At 46.5% G+C, this 17,966-nt stretch carries 20 protein-coding genes, 1 pseudogene and 1 other annotated feature; of the genes and pseudogenes, 11 read left to right on the top strand and 10 right to left on the bottom strand.

The features are described from left to right. Nucleotide 1 precedes the first annotated feature (1 nt). From BGK49_RS18025 to wzzB, 7 genes are all read left to right on the top strand, one after another. Nucleotides 2-994 (top strand): Stealth CR1 domain-containing protein, encoded by a 993-nt coding sequence (locus BGK49_RS18025; RefSeq protein WP_040089051.1) that lies wholly within the window; start codon nt 2-4, stop codon nt 992-994. A gap of 12 nt (nt 995-1,006) precedes the next feature. Next, the gene (gene wzy / locus BGK49_RS18020; RefSeq protein WP_075319218.1) at nt 1,007-2,080 is read left to right on the top strand and encodes an O152 family O-antigen polymerase; all 1,074 of its coding nucleotides are present in this window, start codon (nt 1,007-1,009) and stop codon (nt 2,078-2,080) included. Beyond that, on the top strand, nt 2,037-2,846 hold the full coding sequence (locus tag BGK49_RS18015) for a glycosyltransferase family 2 protein (RefSeq protein WP_242412561.1): 810 nt from the start codon (nt 2,037-2,039) through the stop codon (nt 2,844-2,846). The genes wzy and BGK49_RS18015 overlap by 44 nt, the downstream gene beginning before the upstream one ends. Further along, nucleotides 2,843-3,913, top strand: coding sequence for a glycosyltransferase family 4 protein (locus tag BGK49_RS18010; RefSeq protein ID WP_040089048.1), 1,071 nt, complete (start codon nt 2,843-2,845; stop codon nt 3,911-3,913). The genes BGK49_RS18015 and BGK49_RS18010 overlap by 4 nt, the downstream gene beginning before the upstream one ends. Nucleotides 3,914-4,020: 107 nt before the next feature. Beyond that, a complete protein-coding gene (gndA, locus tag BGK49_RS18005; RefSeq protein WP_040089046.1) occupies nt 4,021-5,427 on the top strand; it encodes an NADP-dependent phosphogluconate dehydrogenase in 1,407 nt (468 codons plus the stop codon). Between the two features lie 247 nt (nt 5,428-5,674). Beyond that, on the top strand, nt 5,675-6,841 hold the full coding sequence (gene ugd / locus BGK49_RS18000) for a UDP-glucose 6-dehydrogenase (protein ID WP_069375793.1): 1,167 nt from the start codon (nt 5,675-5,677) through the stop codon (nt 6,839-6,841). A 146-nt stretch (nt 6,842-6,987) separates the two neighbouring features. After that, entirely contained in the window at nt 6,988-7,965 is a 978-nt protein-coding gene (gene wzzB / locus BGK49_RS17995) for an LPS O-antigen chain length determinant protein WzzB (protein ID WP_005032025.1), read from the top strand. 96 nt (nt 7,966-8,061) lie between these two features. On the opposite strand, the gene hisIE is transcribed toward wzzB, so the two are convergent. From hisIE to hisL, 9 genes are all read right to left on the bottom strand, one after another. Beyond that, nucleotides 8,062-8,673 carry a bifunctional phosphoribosyl-AMP cyclohydrolase/phosphoribosyl-ATP diphosphatase HisIE gene (gene hisIE / locus BGK49_RS17990; protein ID WP_000954924.1) on the bottom strand — a complete coding sequence of 204 codons (612 nt, stop codon included), beginning with the start codon at nt 8,671-8,673 and terminating at the stop codon, nt 8,062-8,064. Then, the gene (gene hisF / locus BGK49_RS17985) at nt 8,667-9,443 is read right to left on the bottom strand and encodes an imidazole glycerol phosphate synthase subunit HisF (RefSeq protein ID WP_000880136.1); all 777 of its coding nucleotides are present in this window, start codon (nt 9,441-9,443) and stop codon (nt 8,667-8,669) included. Before hisF ends, hisIE begins: the two co-directional genes overlap by 7 nt. Beyond that, nucleotides 9,425-10,162: a 1-(5-phosphoribosyl)-5-[(5-phosphoribosylamino)methylideneamino]imidazole-4-carboxamide isomerase gene (gene hisA, locus BGK49_RS17980; protein WP_000586428.1), complete on the bottom strand. Its 738-nt coding sequence runs from the start codon at nt 10,160-10,162 to the stop codon at nt 9,425-9,427. The genes hisF and hisA overlap by 19 nt, the downstream gene beginning before the upstream one ends. Further along, complete coding sequence (gene hisH / locus BGK49_RS17975) at nt 10,162-10,752, bottom strand: imidazole glycerol phosphate synthase subunit HisH (RefSeq protein ID WP_001103560.1); 591 nt, start codon at nt 10,750-10,752, stop codon at nt 10,162-10,164. Before hisH ends, hisA begins: the two co-directional genes overlap by 1 nt. Next, a complete protein-coding gene (gene hisB / locus BGK49_RS17970; protein WP_000080132.1) occupies nt 10,752-11,819 on the bottom strand; it encodes a bifunctional histidinol-phosphatase/imidazoleglycerol-phosphate dehydratase HisB in 1,068 nt (355 codons plus the stop codon). The genes hisH and hisB overlap by 1 nt, the downstream gene beginning before the upstream one ends. Next, nucleotides 11,819-12,889, bottom strand: coding sequence for a histidinol-phosphate transaminase (hisC, locus tag BGK49_RS17965; protein ID WP_000108951.1), 1,071 nt, complete (start codon nt 12,887-12,889; stop codon nt 11,819-11,821). The genes hisB and hisC overlap by 1 nt, the downstream gene beginning before the upstream one ends. Continuing rightward, nucleotides 12,886-14,190 (bottom strand): histidinol dehydrogenase, encoded by a 1,305-nt coding sequence (hisD, locus tag BGK49_RS17960; RefSeq protein ID WP_005032012.1) that lies wholly within the window; start codon nt 14,188-14,190, stop codon nt 12,886-12,888. Before hisD ends, hisC begins: the two co-directional genes overlap by 4 nt. Before the next feature lie 5 nt (nt 14,191-14,195). After that, nucleotides 14,196-15,095 carry an ATP phosphoribosyltransferase gene (gene hisG / locus BGK49_RS17955; RefSeq protein ID WP_000131769.1) on the bottom strand — a complete coding sequence of 300 codons (900 nt, stop codon included), beginning with the start codon at nt 15,093-15,095 and terminating at the stop codon, nt 14,196-14,198. A 46-nt stretch (nt 15,096-15,141) separates the two neighbouring features. Then, nucleotides 15,142-15,265 (bottom strand) — a sequence feature (His leader region). After that, on the bottom strand, nt 15,241-15,291 hold the full coding sequence (gene hisL, locus BGK49_RS27970) for a his operon leader peptide (RefSeq protein WP_001364200.1): 51 nt from the start codon (nt 15,289-15,291) through the stop codon (nt 15,241-15,243). Its footprint overlaps the feature before it by 25 nt. 282 nt (nt 15,292-15,573) lie before the next feature. Between hisL and yefM the strand changes: the two genes are divergently transcribed. The 4 genes and pseudogenes from yefM to BGK49_RS17935 all read left to right on the top strand — a co-directional run. Next, entirely contained in the window at nt 15,574-15,825 is a 252-nt protein-coding gene (gene yefM, locus BGK49_RS17950) for a YoeB-YefM toxin-antitoxin system antitoxin YefM (protein ID WP_001259255.1), read from the top strand. Continuing rightward, nucleotides 15,822-16,076 carry a type II toxin-antitoxin system mRNA interferase toxin YoeB gene (gene yoeB, locus BGK49_RS17945; protein ID WP_000767829.1) on the top strand — a complete coding sequence of 85 codons (255 nt, stop codon included), beginning with the start codon at nt 15,822-15,824 and terminating at the stop codon, nt 16,074-16,076. Before yefM ends, yoeB begins: the two co-directional genes overlap by 4 nt. Nucleotides 16,077-16,158: 82 nt before the next feature. Beyond that, nucleotides 16,159-16,983, top strand: a complete 825-nt coding sequence (locus tag BGK49_RS17940) for an SDR family oxidoreductase (RefSeq protein ID WP_000754737.1) — start codon at nt 16,159-16,161, stop codon at nt 16,981-16,983. A gap of 45 nt (nt 16,984-17,028) precedes the next feature. After that, a pseudogene (locus BGK49_RS17935) lies at nt 17,029-17,820 on the top strand (LysR substrate-binding domain-containing protein); the annotation flags it as partial. Nucleotides 17,821-17,836: 16 nt separating this feature from the next. Here BGK49_RS17935 and BGK49_RS17930 read toward each other — a convergent pair. Then, a partial coding sequence (locus BGK49_RS17930; RefSeq protein WP_001554957.1) for an IS1 family transposase occupies nt 17,837-17,966 on the bottom strand: 130 nt, incomplete at its 5' end.

Genomic DNA, 17,966 nt, shown 5'->3' with positions numbered 1-17,966 from the left:
AATGAAAAGCAACACAATTGACATTGTAATTCCATGGGTAGATAGTTCTGATCCTAAATGGCAAGAGGATTATATGAAGTTTGCATGTGAACAAAGAAATGTTGATGCAAATATTCATCGTTATAGAGATAATGGGTTATTAAAATTCTGGTTTCGTGGCATTGAAAAAAATGCCCCTTGGATTAGGAAAGTTCATTTTATTACATATGGACATGTTCCGGCGTGGCTTAAGCAAGATCACCCTAAATTACATATTGTAAAGCACTCCGACTATATACCCCAAAAATACCTACCAACATTTAATAGCCATGTTATTGAATTAAATTTGCATAAAATAGATGGATTGAGTGATAAGTTCATCTATTATAATGACGATACATTTTTGATTAATCCAGTAGATGAAAGTTTTTACTTCAAAAATGGAAAGCCTCGAGATTGTGCAATCCTGAACGCAGTTCAACCTGATGGGCTTTCACATGTTATTTTAAATAATCTTTCAATTATCAATAAGCATTTTTGTAAAAAACAGGTGATCAGAAAAAATATTTTAAAATGGATAAATGTTAAATATGGTGCGGCGTTAAGTAGAACGATATGTCTAATGCCTTGGCCGAAGTTTGTAGGTATCAAAGATACTCATCTTCCAATTCCTTATCTTAAGTCAACATTTGATAAATTATGGGAGCTCGAGCCAGAAATATTAAATGCTACAAATCGGTCAAAATTTAGACAGAATTCAGATATTAATCAATATCTCTTTAGATATTGGCAGTTAGTTTCAGGGGAGTTTGAATGCTCTAATACAATGGCATCTTCAGCCTATTTAGATATAGGTAAGGATAGTATTATAAAAATTCGAAAGGAACTATTTTGTTCAAGAAATAAACTTGTTGTTATAAATGATGCTGATACTTTGGAATTCGATTCCAAAACAAAAAAAATACAAGAAGAATTTGCAAAGATATTTCCTTTTAAATCAACGTTTGAAATATAATACGGTAGAAAAATGTTATTTACCTACGCCTCATATTTATGTATATTGGTGTTTTCTACATCGGTTGCATTTTGTTACGAACATTCAAAAAGTAATTTTAAAGTATTGCTATGGTCAGTATTGTTTTTGTCTCTTTGGATACCTGCAGCAATTCGTTTTGGAGTAGGCGCTGATTACTTCCGATATTTAAGTATGGTTGAATCAGTTAGGTTGGGATATATTTCTACTGAAGTTGGATTTTATTTTATAGATTATTTTGTTGTTTGGTTTGATTTAAATCCACAATGGTCTATTGCAATATCAAGTTTCATTGTAATCTTTTTAAGTTTGAAGGCGATTCCACGAAACTATTTTTCTGTTTCAGTTTTTGTTTTAGTATGTACCTTTTATCTGCCTTCGTTTTCTCTTGTTAGACAAGCTATTGCTATAGCTTTCATAGCGTATGCAGTGAAAAATTATATCGATGGTAATAAAAAAAACTATATTATTTTTATTTTGATAGGCTCTCTATTTCATCTCTCGGCATTATTACTTGTACCCATTTATTTTATTGCGCGATTTAGAGTCCGTAGTTCAATTCTCTTTTTGGGTATTTTAATAATAAGTTTATTGCTATTCCTGGGTAGTGGATTAAATGCACTTTTGAATAGTGAGTTTTTTTTACAAAGCAAATACGGTTATTACGCAACAAGTGATTTCATACAGGATGCTAAAATCGGAAGTGGGGTAGGTGTATTTATCAAAATGCTATTACCTTTAATTTTTATAACAAACGCAAAAAAAATACTAAAAACAAATCAGAATCTTAATATTCTATTGTGGATGTCTGTTGGATGTGTGCTTGCTAATGTATGTTCAATGAAGATTCATATTTTTAATCGTCTAGCAGATATATTCCTTTTTGTTAATTTCATGGTAACCTCATATATTATCAATTCATTAGAAAAAAATGTTATAAAACAATTATCTTCAATGGCAATTATTATTGTTTTTATTGTGTTTTATTGCAGAACAATTCAGGCCAATTATAATGATGATTTAGGTGGCATTGGTATTTCTCCCTACAAAACAATACTTTCTAAGTGATATTATGGATGATTATTTAGTATCAATTATTATGCCTTCATATAACGCAGAGCATACGATTTCTGCATCAATTAGTTCCGTGTTAAAGCAAACATATGCTAACTGGGAATTGCTCGTTTGCGATGATGATTCAAGTGATAATACAAGATTTAAAGTTTTGGAGTTTTCTGATTCAAGAATTAAACTTTTAACAAATGAATACGCAAAAGGTGCAGCAGGTGCTAGAAATACCGCTCTAAAATATGCAAGCGGCCGATTTATAGCTTTCTTAGATAGTGATGATATATGGATCGCTAACAAATTAGAGATGCAAATATCTATGATGCTAAAGAATAATATTTCTTTTATGTATGGTAATTATGAAATTATAAATAATAATTCAATAGTTGGTAAGTTTGTAGCTCCCCAAAAAATCACGTACAACAAATTGCTAAAAAACTGTGGTATTGGTTGTTTGACTGTCGTTTTAGACAGGACTTTACTAAATCCTTTCAGCTTTCCTTTCGTGCATAAAGAAGATTATTATCTATGGCTGAGTATTCTAAAAGATAACAATATTAGTGCAATTAATTGCGGCTTTATTTGTTCTAAATATAGACTTTCACAAAGTTCAATTTCATCTAATAAATTTAAAGAGTTGAAAAGGCAATGGGATGTTTTGGGGGATTTTGTTGAAAACCCATTGGCTCGGATATATTATTTGCTAAATTATATTGTTATCGGTATAAAGAAACATGCTTTTGACTATAAAAACGGTAAAAAATGAAAAAAATAGCTTTTGTAATTGCTGATATTACATTTGTTGGCGGTATTGAGAGAGTAAACACAATACTTGCCAATAAATTTATCAGCGAAGGATACTCTGTAGAAATAATATCTCTCTATAAAACTAATCTAAAAATTAATTACGAGCTTGACAATCACATTAAAATTAGTTTTGTTAATGATGGCTCTTATTTAGGTGAGCCTGGAAGTTTTGGACGGCTGAAGAAACACATAGGGTCACAGTTTAAATTATTTAAAGCCATTAAAAAGTCAAATGCTGATTTTTATATCATTAATACATTCCCTATGGCTTTTTTGTCATTTTTCAGTCTCTTTTCAAAAAAAAAGTATGTTGTTATTGAACATGTACATTATGACTATTATAGTGCAATTGTTAGAGCATTAAGAAATTTATTGTATAGATTCTTTTATAAAGTAATCTGTATTAATAAAAATGACTTGTATAAGTTTTCTAAACATTTAGATAATGTTGTTAAAATTAGTAACCCGCTGAGTTTTTCTTGTTCAAAAGTAGCTGATTTAAGCGCAAAAAAAATTATGGCGGTTGGCAGGCTAGAGCATCAAAAGGGTTTTGATTTATTAATAGATATTTTTGCGAAAGTTAACAAATCAAATCCTGGTTGGGAACTCCATATTTATGGTGTCGGAACGTGCGAAAAATTTCTCACAGATAAAATAAATAAGCATGGATTAAATAATGTAAAACTGATGGGAAGTGTCGATCATATACAACAATATTATCCTAAATATTCCATTTTTGCATTCTCATCAAGGTTTGAAGGGTTCGGGATGGTGTTATTGGAAGCAATGGAATGTGGTTTGCCATGTATTTCATTTGATTGCCCTACCGGCCCATCTGAAATATTAGGGGATGGGGAGTATGGAATCTTAGTTGAGAATGGGAATCTTATTAAATTTAGCGCGGAATTAGCGAATTTAATGTCCGATGAAGAGAAGAAAATTAAATTTTCAATTTTATCAAAGAGTCGTGCACAAGAGTTTAATATAGACAAGATTTTTGACGAATGGAGAAAGTTAATAAGTTAGTACTTATAGTAAATGACTGAAAACGTTGTACAAATAATTTATATCAAAAGGTTGCTTATTCGATTAATATAATTAAATAAGTTACCTAGCCCTGACAGGAGTAAACAATGTCAAAGCAACAGATCGGCGTCGTCGGTATGGCAGTGATGGGGCGCAACCTTGCGCTCAACATCGAAAGCCGTGGTTATACCGTCTCTATTTTCAACCGTTCCCGTGAAAAGACGGAAGAAGTGATTGCCGAAAATCTAGGCAAGAAACTGGTTCCTTACTATACGGTGAAAGAGTTTGTTGAATCTCTGGAAACGCCTCGTCGCATCCTGTTAATGGTGAAAGCAGGTGCAGGCACGGATGCTGCTATTGATTCCCTCAAGCCATACCTCGATAAAGGTGACATCATCATTGATGGTGGTAACACCTTCTTCCAGGACACCATTCGTCGTAACCGTGAGCTTTCTGCAGAAGGCTTTAACTTTATCGGTACCGGTGTTTCCGGTGGTGAAGAAGGCGCGCTGAAAGGTCCTTCCATTATGCCTGGTGGGCAGAAAGAAGCCTATGAACTGGTTGCGCCGATCCTGACCAAAATCGCCGCAGTGGCTGAAGACGGTGAGCCATGCGTTACCTATATTGGTGCCGATGGTGCAGGTCACTATGTGAAGATGGTTCACAACGGTATTGAATACGGTGATATGCAACTGATTGCTGAAGCCTATTCTCTGCTTAAAGGTGGTCTGAACCTCTCCAACGAAGAACTGGCGCAGACCTTTACCGAGTGGAATAACGGTGAACTGAGCAGCTACCTGATTGACATCACTAAAGACATCTTCACTAAAAAAGATGAAGACGGTAACTACCTGGTTGATGTGATTCTGGATGAAGCAGCTAACAAAGGTACCGGTAAATGGACCAGCCAGAGCGCGCTGGATCTCGGTGAACCGCTGTCGCTGATTACCGAGTCTGTGTTTGCACGTTATATCTCTTCTCTGAAAGATCAGCGTGTTGCCGCATCTAAAGTTCTCTCTGGCCCGCAAGCACAGCCAGCAGGCGACAAGGCTGAGTTCATCGAAAAAGTTCGCCGTGCGCTGTATCTGGGCAAAATCGTTTCTTACGCTCAGGGCTTCTCTCAGCTACGCGCCGCGTCTGAAGAGTACAACTGGGATCTGAACTACGGTGAAATCGCGAAGATTTTCCGTGCTGGCTGCATCATCCGTGCGCAGTTCCTGCAGAAAATCACCGATGCATATGCCGAAAATCCGCAGATCGCTAACCTGATGCTGGCTCCGTACTTCAAGCAAATCGCCGATGACTACCAGCAGGCGCTGCGCGATGTCGTCGCTTACGCGGTACAGAACGGTATCCCGGTTCCGACCTTCGCCGCTGCGGTTGCCTATTATGACAGCTACCGCGCCGCTGTTCTGCCTGCGAACCTGATCCAGGCACAGCGTGACTATTTCGGTGCGCATACTTATAAGCGCATTGATAAAGAAGGTGTGTTCCATACCGAATGGCTGGATTAATCTGATTTAATCAACAATAAAATTGAGGCCCGGCGTAGATTATGCCGGGTTTTTTTTACCAATTATCTTATAGACTAAATTTCACTGCTTAATATTAACTTAATAAATATCAGCTATTCTTATAAAGAAATTCTGAATTGTTTTTCGTTGCGTTGACCATCTTACAACGTAGCGTTAAAACTTTTAACTCTTATCAGGATGCTATAAACATCATGATTCATAGTTAAGTTAATTCTGAGAGCATGAAATGAAAATCACCATTTCCGGTACTGGCTATGTAGGCTTGTCAAACGGGCTTCTAATCGCACAAAATCATGAGGTTGTGGCATTAGATATTTTACCGTCACGCGTTGCTATGCTGAATGATCGGATATCTCCTATTGTTGATAAGGAAATTCAGCAGTTTTTGCAATCAGATAAAATACACTTTAATGCCACATTAGATAAAAATGAAGCCTACCGGTATGCTGATTATGTCATCATCGCCACTCCAACCGACTATGATCCTAAAACTAATTATTTCAATACATCGAGTGTAGAATCAGTAATTAAAGACGTAGTTGAGATAAATCCTTATGCGGTTATGGTCATCAAATCAACGGTTCCCGTTGGTTTTACCGCAGCGATGCATAAGAAATATCGTACTGAAAATATTATTTTCTCTCCGGAATTCCTCCGCGAAGGTAAAGCCCTTTACGATAATCTCCATCCTTCACGTATTGTCATCGGTGAGCGTTCAGAACGCGCAGAACGTTTTGCTGCGTTGTTACAGGAAGGTGCGATTAAGCAAAATATCCCGACTCTGTTCACCGATTCAACCGAAGCAGAAGCGATTAAACTTTTCGCTAATACCTATCTGGCGATGCGCGTAGCATACTTTAATGAACTGGATAGCTATGCAGAAAGTTTAGGTCTGAATACTCGCCAGATTATCGAAGGCGTTTGTCTCGATCCGCGAATTGGCAACCATTACAACAATCCGTCGTTTGGTTATGGTGGTTATTGTCTGCCGAAAGATACCAAGCAGTTACTGGCGAACTACCAGTCTGTGCCGAATAACCTGATTTCGGCAATTGTCGATGCAAACCGCACGCGTAAAGATTTTATTGCCGATGCCATTTTGTCACGCAAGCCGCAAGTGGTGGGTATTTATCGTCTGATTATAAAGAGCGGTTCAGATAACTTCCGCGCGTCTTCCATTCAGGGGATTATGAAGCGTATCAAGGCTAAAGGCGTTGAAGTGATCATATACGAGCCAGTGATGAAAGAAGACTCATTCTTCAACTCTCGCCTGGAACGAGATCTCGCCACCTTCAAACAACAAGCCGACGTCATTATTTCCAACCGTATGGCAGAAGAGCTTAGGGATGTGGCAGATAAGGTATACACCCGCGATCTCTTTGGCAGCGACTAACATCCTGTTATCAGGGCGATTTTCGCCCTGATTCTCTTATGTTCCCTTTGTAATAATTCATTATTTTTATCATATATCCTATAGCATTCATGGCGATTATCGCTAAACTATGGCGACTTAAAATTATTTCGTCCGTTAGGGTAATGATGAGAGTAGAAAATAATAATGTTTCTGGGCAAAACCATGACCCGGAACAGATTAATTTGATTGATTTACTGGTGCAGTTGTGGCGTGGCAAGATGACAATCATCATCTCTGTCATTGTTGCTATTGCCCTGGCTATCGGGTATCTGGCCGTTGCCAAAGAAAAGTGGACTTCCACAGCTATCGTTACTCAACCTGATGTGGGGCAAATTGCTGGTTATACCAACGCGATGAATGTGATCTACGGATCGGCTGTACCGAAAGTCTCCGACATTCAGGCTTCACTTATCGGACGTTACAGCACTGCATTCTCAGCATTAGCGGAAACGCTGGATAACCAGGAAGAAGCAGAAAAGCTGACCATTGAGCCTACCGTCAAAAATCAGTCATTACCTTTAGCAGTTTCTTATGTTGGTGAAACACCTGAAGGTGCGCAGAAGCAGCTGGCGAAGTATATCCAGCAAGTTGACGACCAGGTAAATGAAGAACTGGAAAAAGACCTGAAAGACAACATCGCGTTGCGTATGAAAAACTTGCAGGACTCTCTGAAAACCCAGGAAGTGGTCGCGCAGGAGCAGAAAGATCTGCGTATCCGTCAGATTCAGGAAGCGTTGCAGTATGCGAATCAGGCGCAGGTGACAAAGCCACAGGTTCAGCAGACTGAAGATGTGACGCAAGATACGTTGTTCCTTTTGGGGAGCGAAGCGCTGGAGTCGATGATTAAGCATGAGGCGACCCGTCCGTTGGTGTTCTCACCAAACTACTATCAGACTCGTCAAAACCTGCTGGATATCGAAAGCTTAAAAGTTGATGATCTTGATATTCATGCTTACCGTTATGTGATGAAACCGACGTTACCTATTCGTCGCGATAGTCCGAAAAAGGCAATCACCTTGATTCTGGCGGTGCTGCTGGGCGGCATGGTTGGCGCGGGGATTGTGTTGGGGCGTAATGCTCTACGCGATTACAACGCGAAATAATCTTTGCAGCATTAAAGAAAACGGGCAGGGTGGTGACATCTTGCCCGTTTTTTTTGCCGGATGCGACAACAACATCGCATCCGCTTACCCCGCAACTCACTGATGCCGTTTACGCAGGTTCTCAATCACCGTCGTTAAATCCAGATCCTGATCCTGCAACAACACCAGCAGGTGATACATCAAGTCAGATGCCTCGTTGGTCAGCTCAAAGCGGTCATGTACCGTTGCTGCCAGCGCAGTTTCCACGCCTTCTTCGCCCACTTTCTGCGCGATGCGTTTGGTGCCGCTGGCATACAGTTTGGCGGTATAGGAGGTTTCCGGGTCGGCAGTTTTGCGCTCGGCGAGTAGTTGTTCCAGTTGATACAGGAACAGCCACTGGTGAGCGGTGTTGCCGAAGCAGCTGCTGGTGCCTTTGTGGCAGGTTGGCCCGATGGGATTCGCCAGCACCAGTAACGTGTCGTTGTCGCAGTCCGGCGCAATACTCACCACATTGAGGAAATTGCCCGACGTTTCGCCTTTGGTCCACAGTCGCTGTTTAGTGCGGGAGAAAAAGGTGACTTTGCCGCTTTCGATGGTTTTGTCTAAGGCTTCCGGGCTCATATAGCCCAGCATTAGCACTTCGCCAGATACCGCGTGTTGCACAATCACCGGCATCAGTCCGTCGGTTTTTTCCCAGTCCAGTTCGCGACGTTGTTGTTCTGTTAACATATCCTGATCTCCACGCCCTGTGTTGCCAGGTACGCTTTTAATTCACCAATATTGATTATTTGTTTGTGGAATACGGAAGCTGCCAGCGCGCCGTCAACGGCGGCATCGCGGAAGGCTTCGAGGAAGTGTTCCATGGTGCCCGCGCCACCGGAGGCAATCAGCGGGACGTGGCAAACTTCACGCACTTTTTTCAGCTGTTCGAGGTCGTAACCGTTACGCACGCCGTCCTGATTCATCATGTTGAGGACGATTTCTCCGGCACCGCGTTTTTGCACTTCCTCTACCCAGTCGAGCGTTTCCCACTGAGTGACGCGGGTGCGGCTTTCATCGCCGGTATATTGATTCACATGATATTTACCGGTTTCAGCGTCGTACCAGGTATCAATACCGACCACAATACACTGCACGCCAAAGCGATCCGCCAGGCGAGTAATTAACGTCGGGTCCGCCAGCGCAGGGGAGTTGATGGAAATTTTATCCGCGCCAAAGGAAAGAATTTTCGCGGCATCTTCCAGAGACATAATCCCACCCGCCACGCAGAACGGAATGTCGATCACTTCCGCCACGCGAGATACCCAGCTTTTATCTACCACACGGCCATCGCAGGAAGCGGTGATATCGTAGAACACCAGTTCGTCTGCACCTTCCTCGGCGTAGCGTTTTGCCAGCGGCACGATATCGCCAATGATTTCATGGTTGCGAAACTGTACGCCTTTCACCACCTGACCATCACGAACGTCGAGACACGGAATTATGCGTTTTGCCAGCATGCGATGGCCTCCTTCACGGTGAATTTACCTTCCAGTAATGCACGACCAACTATTACGCCGCGCACGCCAGTACCACGTAGAGCAGCAACATCGTTAATGTCGCCAATGCCGCCGGAGGACTGAAACGCCACCTGCGGATATCTGGCGCACACTTCTTCATATAAAGAGACGTTAGAACCTGCCAGCGTGCCGTCGCGCGAGATATCGGTACACAGCACATGTTTCAGGCCGACGGGCAGATAGGTTTCCACCAGTTGTTCCAGTGAAACGCCCGAGTTCTCTTGCCAGCCGCTGACCGCCACCTGCTTGTTGCCTTGCTCGTCAATACGGACATCCAGCGCCAGCACTAAGGCATCGGCACCGAAGCGTTCAAACCAGCCTTTCACCATTTCTGGTGATTTCACCGCGGTGGAGCCGACCACCACGCGCGCAACGCCCGCTTCCAGTAACGCCGCCACGTCATCTTCGCTACGCACGCCGCCGCCAACCTGCACCGGTACGTTAACGCCCGCCACCAGGGTTTTAATCAGCGGGATTTGACGTTTTGCCGGATCTTTTGCCCCGGTCAGATCCACCAGATGCAACACTTCGGCACCCTGCGCGGCGTAATCCTGTAAGCGCGGCAGCGGGTCGTTACCGTAATCGCGCTGTTTGCCGTAATCGCCCTGATGGAGACGCACCACGGTGCCGTCGATTAAATCTAATGCCGGAATAATCATCACATCTCCAGGAAGTTTTTCAGCAACTTAGCGCCAGCGGCACCAGAACGCTCCGGGTGGAACTGCACGCCGTAGAAGTTATCTTTTTGTACCGCCGCGGTGAACGGTTCGCCGTAATTACACTGGGCGATGGTCCACGGATTGACTGGCATTGCGTAGCTGTGAACAAAGTAAAAGTACGCGCCGTCTTCAATCCCCTGAAACAGGCGGTTGCCTGCCTGCGGGTAAACGCGATTCCAGCCCATATGCGGCAGCGGCAGACCAAAGTCGGTCATTTTCGGCACGTCTTCGTCGATGATGCCCAGCAAATCGACGCCGTTGCTCTCTTCGCTGCGTCGCCCCAGCAGTTGCATCCCTAAGCAGATGCCCAGCACCGGTTGGGTACAGGCTTTGATAAGATCAAACAGTTCGCGCTCACGCACCTGATCCATCGCTGCTTGTGCAGTGCCAACGCCGGGTAAAAATAGTTTATCGGCCAGCAACACGACGTCCGGGTCACGGCTGACTTTGGGTTCATAACCGTGGCGCGCAATGGCAGACTTCACCGAGTTCAGGTTGGCGCAGCCAGTATCAAGGATCACCACGTTCATTACAGCACTCCTTTCGACGAGGGCAGGGTATCGCCTTCCACGCGGATGGCCTGGCGCAGGGTGCGACCAAAAGCTTTGAACAGGCTCTCTACACGGTGGTGATCGTTTTTACCTTTGGTTTTCAGGTGCAGGGTCACGCCCATGGTGTATGAGAGCGAACGGAAGAAGTGCTCGATCATTTCGGTGCTGAGATCGCCCACGCGCTGGTAGGTAAACTCGGCTTTATATTCCAGGTGCGGGCGACCAGAGATATCCAGCGCGCAGCGGGCAAGGCATTCGTCCATCGGCAGTACAAAACCAAAGCGGCAAATACCGCGTTTGTCGCCAAGAGCAATTTTTAATGCTTCGCCCAGCGCCAGGCCGGTATCTTCGACGGTGTGGTGATCGTCGATATAGAGGTCGCCTTTGACGTTGATTTCCATCCGGAAACCGCCGTGGGTGGCGATCTGATCCAGCATGTGATCAAAGAAGCCAACGCCGGTGTTAATCTTGCTGCCACCTTCGCGATCCAGCCACACCTGGACGTCAATCTGCGTCTCTTTGGTGTTGCGCACTACATGGGCGTAACGGTCTCGTTTAGTGAGTTGCTCACCAATCATCGGCCAGTTCAGGGCTTCGCGGTCGTAGCGTAAACCATTAATGCCCATGTTTTCCGCCAGTTGAATGTCGGTCGCGCGATCGCCAATCACATAACTGTTAGCGCGATCCATCGCTTGCTCAGCCAGATAACGCTCCACCAGTTTTACTTTCGGCTTACGGCAGTCGCACTCATCGGCGGGCAGGTGCGGACAAATCAGCACTTCATCAAACTGCACGCCTTGCGAGGTGAAGATCTGCAGCATCAGGTTGTGCGGGCCATCAAAATCCGCCTGCGGGAAACTTTGTGTTCCCAGACCATCCTGATTAGTGATCATCACCAGTTTGTAGCCCGCTTTTTGCAGCTTCAGCAGCTGAGGGATCACGCCCGGTTCAAAGGCGAGTTTGTCAAAACGGTCCACCTGAAAATCACTCGGCGGTTCGCTAATCAGGGTTCCATCGCGATCGATAAAAAGATACTTCTGACTCATCAAACTTGCTCCGCACGTAAGGCGTCAATGACGCGCTGGCTTTCTTCACGGATTCCGACGGTAATTCGCAGGCAGCCGCTTAAAGAGGGTTGTTTATTCTGATCACGTAAGATAATGCCCTGATCCCACAAAGATTTAAACACTGCACTGGAGGCTTTAAAGCGCGCCAGAATGTAGTTGGTTTCAGAGTCAAAAACCTGCTCCACGCAGGAGATTTCTTTCAATGCGGCAATCAGATATTCGCGTTCTGCAATAATTTGCGCCACCCGTTCGCGCATGGCGACGCTCCCCTGCGGGCTTAACGCCTGGGCCGCAATGTCGGCGACCGGCGTCGAGAGCGGGTAGGGGGCGATCACTTTCATCAGCAGGTTGATGACTTCTTCGTTTGCCAGCGTAAATCCGCAACGAAGGCCCGCCAGAGCAAAAGCTTTCGACAGTGTGCGCAAAATAGCCAGGTGCGGATATTCCGCCAGCCAGCCAGCCAGCGATGCCTGTGGACAAAACTCTATATAGGCTTCATCGGCAACCACAATCGCCTTACCGCGCGTTAACTCCAGCAGGGTGCGAAAATCCTGCGGGTTGATCAGTTGCCCGGTCGGGTTGTTGGGGCTGCAAACATAGACCACTTTTACGCCGTCCAGCTTGTCGGAAATGCCCTGTAAGTCCAGTTGCCAGTTGTCCAGCGTCGGCACTGTGCGGCACTCGACGCCAATCGTTTCGGCGCTGACGCTGTACATGCCGTACGTTGGCGGGCAGTAGAGGATGGCGTCTTTACCCGGTTCGCAAAAAGCGCGAATCAGCAGTTCAATACCTTCGTCCGCGCCACGGCTGACCAGCACCTGCTCCGGTTTTACGCCTGCATATTGCGCGTAATTTTCAATCACCGCTTTCGGCTGGCATTCCGGGTAGCGGTTGAGCGTTTGCTGAGTAAGCTGAAACTCCACGGCAGTGGGGTATTCGTTGGCGTTCAGCCAGACATCGCCGTTACCGCCCAGACGACGCGCTGACTGATACGGCGTCAGGTTGCGGACGTTTTCACGCGCTAAATCGGTAATAGTCACGGTGCTCATGCTTGCTCCTTAAGGGCGTTAACACGCAAAGTAACGGCATTTTTATGGGCGGTCAGGCGCTCGGCGGAGGCCAGTGTTTCAATGGTCGAAGCCAGCGCGGAAAAGCCTTCTTTCGAGAGTTCCTGCACGGTCATGCGCTTCTGGAAATCTGCCATCCCGAGGCTGGAACAGGTGGCGGTGTAACCGTAAGTCGGTAGAACATGGTTAGTGCCGGAGGCATAGTCGCCTGCCGATTCCGGTGACCAGTCACCAAGAAATACCGAACCGGCGCTGGTGATGCCATCGACCAGTTCGCGGGCGTTGCGGGTCTGAATGATCAGGTGCTCCGGGCCGTACTGGTTGGAAATCTCTACGCACTGCGCTAAATCTTTAGTCACGATCAGGCGGCTGGCGCTCAGTGCCTGGCGGGCGGTTTCGGCACGCGGCAGTTCTGCCAGTTGGCGTTCGACGGCCTCGGCAACTTGATGCGCCATATCAGCATCGGGCGTCAGTAAAATTACCTGTGAGTCCGGGCCGTGTTCAGCCTGAGAAAGCAAATCAGAAGCCACGAAATCCGGCGTAGCGCCGCTGTCAGCAATCACCAGCACTTCCGACGGGCCTGCGGGCATATCGATCGCCGCACCGTCCAGACGCTGGCTTACCTGGCGTTTTGCTTCGGTGACAAAGGCGTTACCCGGCCCGAAGATTTTGTCCACTTTCGGCACAGATTCAGTACCAAACGCCAGCGCGGCAATGGCCTGTGCGCCGCCGACGTTAAACACGTCCTGCACACCGCACAGCTGCGCCGCATAAAGGATCTCATCGGCAATCGGCGGCGGTGAGCACAGCACCACTTTTTTACAGCCCGCAATACGCGCCGGAGTCGCCAGCATTAATACCGTTGAGAAGAGCGGGGCGGAGCCGCCAGGAATATACAACCCAACTGAAGCGACCGGGCGCGTGACCTGCTGGCAACGCACGCCTGGCTGCGTTTCTACATCTACCGGCGGCAGTTTTTGCGCAGTGTGGAAGGTTTCAATATTCTTTACTGCCACCGCCATCGCCTGTTTTAGCTCGTCGCTCAGGCGTCCGCTGGCGGCGGCAATTTCCTCAGCAGACACCTTCAGTGCGGTAACCGTGGTTTTATCAAACTTCGCGCTGTATTCCCGCAGGGCCTCATCGCCGCGTGCTTTCACGTTATCGAGAATATCGTTAACAGTGCGGGTAATGCTTTCAGAAGCGGAGATCGCCGGGCGCATTAACAGCTGGCGTTGTTGCTCCGCAGTACAGCTATTCCAGTCAATGATTGTGTTAAAGCTCATGGCGATCACTCCATCATCTTCTCAATCGGCAGGACCAGGATTGAACTGGCACCCAGCGCTTTCAGTTTTTCCATCGTTTCCCAGAACAGGGTTTCGCTACTGACCATGTGCATCGCTACGCGTTGTTGGTCACCCGCCAGCGGTAGAATGGTTGGGCGTTCGGCACCTGGCAGCAGGGCGATGACTTCATCCAGACGTTCGGTCGGTGCGTGCATCATGATGTATTTTGATTCGCGCGCCTGGATCACACCCTGAATACGGGTCAGCAGTTTGTCGATCAGTTGCTGTTTGGATTCTTCCATTTCGCCATCGCGCTGGATCAGGCAGGCTTTCGAGCGGTAGATAACTTCGACTTCGCGCAGGCCGTTAGCTTCCAGCGTGGCACCGGTGGAAACCAGATCGCAAATCGCATCCGCCAGTCCGGCACGCGGCGCAACTTCGACAGAGCCGTTCAGTAAGCAGGATTTAAAAGAGATACCTTTCTGGTCGAGATAACGCTTGAGCAGGTGAGGATAAGAGGTGGCGATACGTTTACCATTTAAGGAGAGCGGACCGTCCCAGGCTTCATCAACCGGCGTTGCCAGCGAAAGGCGGCAGCCGCCGAAATCCAGACGACGCAAGGTAAAGTAGCGCGGATCTTCACCCTGGACGCGGCGGTTAAGCAGCTCTTCTTCCAGCACGTTTTCGCCGATAATCCCAAGGTCTACCACGCCGTCCATTACCAGACCGGGAATGTCATCGTCACGCACGCGCAGAATATCAATCGGCATGTTTTCTGCCATCGCGATCAGGCGATGGGTGTGAAGATTGATTTTAATGCCACAGCGCGCCAGTAATTCGCGTGAGTCATCACTTAAACGGCCGGATTTCTGCATAGCTATGCGTAAACGAGTGTTGTCTGTCATTTTCTTATTCCTCTTTAAACCTGTCTGAACCGTTAACAACCGCGCAATAAAAAAGCCCCCGGAAGGTGATCTTCCGGGGGCTTTCTCATGCGTTCATGCACCACTGGAAGATCTGAATGTCTTCCAGCACACATCGCCTGAAAGACTAGTCAGGATGATGGTGATGATGGTGGTGTTTAAATTGAACGCGTGTCATAAAAGTCTCTGTGAATGTTTATTCAACTGATGTCTTTTAACCTAAACCACTTTCACGTTAGAAAGCAAGGGCTTTTTTATATATTTTATGGCGATGGATTTGTTTAATGAATGAGCGGGGAAAGGAGGGGGCTAAGAGGACTGTCCTCTAACTTGACAGCACCAAAAAGAGCAAAGTCTGATTTTTCGTCTCGCTGGCAATGTCTTGATCTACAAACTAATTAATAAATAGTGAATTAACACCCATCATTGTACAATGAACTGTACAAAAGAGGAGATTTACATGCGTACAATTAGCTACAGCGAAGCGCGTCAGAATTTGTCGGCAACAATGATGAAAGCCGTTGAAGATCATGCCCCGATCCTCATTACTCGTCAGAATGGAGAGGCTTGTGTTCTGATGTCACTCGAAGAATACAACTCGCTGGAAGAGACGGCTTATCTACTGCGTTCCCCCGCTAACGCCCGGAGATTGATGGACTCAATCGATAGCCTGAAATCAGGCAAAGGAACGGAAAAGGACATTATTGAGTGAAACTAATCTGGTCTGAGGAATCATGGGATGATTATCTGTACTGGCAGGAAACAGATAAGCGAATTGTTAAAAAGATCAATGAACTTATCAAAGATACCCGCAGAACACCATTTGAAGGTAAGGGGAAACCAGAACCCCTGAAACATAATTTGTCAGGTTTCTGGTCCCGACGCATTACAGAGGAGCACCGTCTGGTATACGCGGTTACTGATGATTCACTGCTCATTGCAGCATGTCGTTATCATTATTGAACAGATTCATTCATAGAATGAATTGTCAGTTTTGATACGCTAGCGTAGCCTTATAGATCTAAGGTGTATCAGGAGATAACGGATGAAAAAGGTCGCAATTGTCGGGTTAGGGTGGTTAGGCATGCCGCTGGCGATGTCACTTTCAGCGCGAGGCTGGCAAGTCACCGGGAGTAAAACCACACAAGATGGTGTCGAAGCGGCCCGAATGAGTGGCATTGATAGCTATCTGCTTCGCATGGAGCCTGAGTTAGTTTGCGATTCTGACGATCTGGATGCCCTGATGGATGCCGATGCGCTGGTCATTACGCTTCCGGCACGTCGTAGCGGCCCCGGCGATGAGTTCTATTTACAAGCGGTACAAGAGTTAGTGGATAGCGCGCTGGCCCATCGTATTCCCCGCATTATTTTTACCAGCTCGACATCTGTCTATGGCGACGCGCAAGGCACGGTGAAAGAAACCACCCCGCGTAATCCGGTGACCAACAGTGGACGAGTATTAGAAGAACTCGAAGACTGGCTGCACAATTTACCCGGTACTTCGGTCGATATTCTGCGTCTTGCGGGCCTGGTCGGACCGGGACGTCATCCCGGACGCTTCTTTGCCGGAAAAACCGCCCCTGATGGTGAACATGGTGTTAATTTAGTCCATTTAGAAGATGTTATTGGCGCTATCACTCTGTTGTTACAGGCACCTAAAGGCGGACACATCTATAATATATGTGCGCCAGCTCACCCTGCGCGTAATGTTTTCTATCCGCAGATGGCCCGTTTATTGGGGCTGGAACCTCCGCAGTTCAGAAATAGTCTGGACAGCGGCAAAGGTAAGATTATTGATGGCAGTCGGATTTGTAATGAACTGGGATTTGAATACCAGTATCCCGATCCGCTGGTAATGCCGCTGGAGTAAACGATCACGCCAGCAGGACGCCGCATACACTGCAAGGGGGCGTGTATGAAACCACTGCTGGATGTGTTGATGATCCTCGATGCCTTAGAAAAAGAAGGCAGTTTTGCGGCGGCGTCGGCCAAACTCTACAAGACGCCGTCCGCTCTGAGTTACACCGTTCACAAGCTGGAAAGCGACCTTAATATTCAATTGCTTGATCGCAGCGGACACCGCGCTAAATTCACCCGCACCGGAAAAATGTTATTAGAGAAAGGGCGGGAAGTTCTGCATACCGTGCGAGAACTGGAAAAGCAGGCGATCAAACTGCATGAAGGCTGGGAAAACGAGCTGGTGATTGGCGTGGACGACACCTTCCCTTTTTCTCTGCTTGCGCCACTCATTGAGGCTTTTTATCAACATCATAGCGTGACGCGCCTGAAGTTTATCAATGGTGTACTCGGTGGTTCATGGGATGCCCTGACTCAGGGGCGAGCGGATATTATTGTTGGCGCGATGCATGAGCCACCATCTTCCAGTGAGTTTGGTTTCTCTCGGTTGGGCGATCTGGAACAAGTCTTTGCGGTCGCGCCTCATCATCCGTTAGCCCTGGAAGAAGAACCGTTAAACCGTCGTATCATTAAACGATATCGGGCGATTGTGGTGGGGGACACTGCACAGGCCGGCGCTTCTACGGCCTCACAACTTCTCGACGAACAAGAAGCTATTACCGTTTTCGATTTTAAAACCAAGCTGGAGCTGCAAATTAGCGGCCTCGGCTGCGGCTGTTTACCCCGTTATCTGGCGCAACGTTTTCTCGATAGTGGTGCGTTAATCGAGAAGAAAGTGGTCGCCCAAACCCGGTAATGACTCCAACTTACTGATAGTGTTTTATGTTCAGATAATGCCCGATGACCTTGTCATGCAGCTCCACCGATTTTGAGAACGACAGTGACTTCCGTCCCAGCCTTGCCAGATGTTGTCTCAGATTCAGATTATGTCGCTCA

The sequence above is a fragment of the Shigella sp. FC1544 genome, assembly GCF_001722145.1.
In the GTDB taxonomy this organism is placed as follows: domain Bacteria; phylum Pseudomonadota; class Gammaproteobacteria; order Enterobacterales; family Enterobacteriaceae; genus Escherichia; species Escherichia coli.
Note: the sequence above shows the minus strand (reverse complement) of the source record. Positions and strands in the feature narration are given on the sequence as shown.